We start from the raw sequence: 1,396 nt of genomic DNA, 5'->3' as shown, positions 1-1,396 counted from the left end.
CCTGAATCCGTGACGTAAATTCAAAAAAATTAAATAATTAACTTTATTAAACAGCAATATAACGTTTAAATATAGGCATCATCCACTTCACCAACCAAGTGAATCATGCCAAATATTAAATTAGAGCAATCAGAAACAGAAACTTATACCAGCCATGCGGGAATGTTGTTGGTAGGCTCATGCCTGAATAAACATGGAAACCTGGATGCAATCTGCGCTCCGCTTGGCAAAGGCGGAGAAGTGAGCAATGCAGATTTGATACGCAGCTATGTGGGGCTTCTTGCGCAAGGGAAAAGCGATTACGAAGCAATAGAAAATGTACGCAATGATGAGATATTCCAGTTAAGCCTTGGGATAAAACAGGTTTTATCATCAAGTCGGCAACGGCAGCGTTTTGATGAAAATGCACGCACATTGATAGAAAATGTTGTTACTCCATGCAATATTGAAATGCTGAAGAATCTGGATGTGCAGATTACACCACTGTACACCGGGCATGTACAGATAGACGCGGATGCTTCGCCGTTTAATAACTCAGGAACAAAAAAAGAACATGTCAGCTGGACGTATAAGAACTTTGATGGCTACAACCCGATGTTTGTCTATTTGGGACAGGAAGGCTGGAGCATTGCGGCTGAATTACATCCGGGAAGTTGGAACGGGCAGCGGGAATTTGGGTTTGTAATAGAACGCGCCCATGAAACAGCACGGGAGTTGACGACACTGCCGCTGTTATGGCGTTTGGACAGTCAGCATGACGCCCTGGACAACTTGGCGCAACTTGTAGAACAAGACGGCAGCGATTTCATTATAAAGTGGAATAAACGCAAAGAATCTGCACATACATGGTTAAAGTATGCCCAAGAACTTGGGCATTGGTGTCATTGGGAAACACCACGCCCAGGCAAACGAGTGGGTACATTTACCGTCTACAAAGAACGCAAACACAAAGGGAACACGTATACTTTCAGGCGAATAATGCGCGTAACGGAGCGCAATATTGATAACAACGGGCAAATGCTATTAATTTCTGAAGTTGAAGTAGAGGGCTGGTGGACAACGCTGGAATCAGCGGATGCTGAAGTCATTGCGCTGTACAGGGACCACGCGACTTCCGAACAGTTTCACAGCGAGTTCAAAACAGACATGGATTTAGAGCGCCTACCCTCTGGGAAATTTGATAGCAATGACCTGGTACTTAATCTGGGAGCACTGACTTACAATATTCTCAAGCATATTGGCTTATGCGGTTTGCTTGATGAGGATGCACCGGTGAGGCATAGCGCTAAACGGCGACGGATAAAAACAGTCATACAGGAGTTGATGTATGTAGCTGCACGTCTGATTAAGCGAAGTCGGCAATTATGGCTGCGTTTTGGTAAAAATTGTTCAGCTT

At 44.4% G+C, this 1,396-nt stretch carries 1 protein-coding gene; it reads left to right on the top strand.

Annotated elements, in window-relative coordinates:
• Positions 1 to 105 precede the first annotated feature (105 nt).
• A partial coding sequence (locus tag QUF61_RS18105) for an IS1380 family transposase (RefSeq protein ID WP_289682952.1) occupies positions 106 to 1,396 on the top strand: 1,291 nt, incomplete at its 3' end.

The organism is Candidatus Venteria ishoeyi (assembly GCF_030378065.1).
Lineage (GTDB): Bacteria > Pseudomonadota > Gammaproteobacteria > Beggiatoales > Beggiatoaceae > Venteria > Venteria ishoeyi.
The sequence above is the reverse complement of the archived record's forward strand: the minus strand, read 5'-3'. Positions and strand labels throughout refer to the sequence as shown.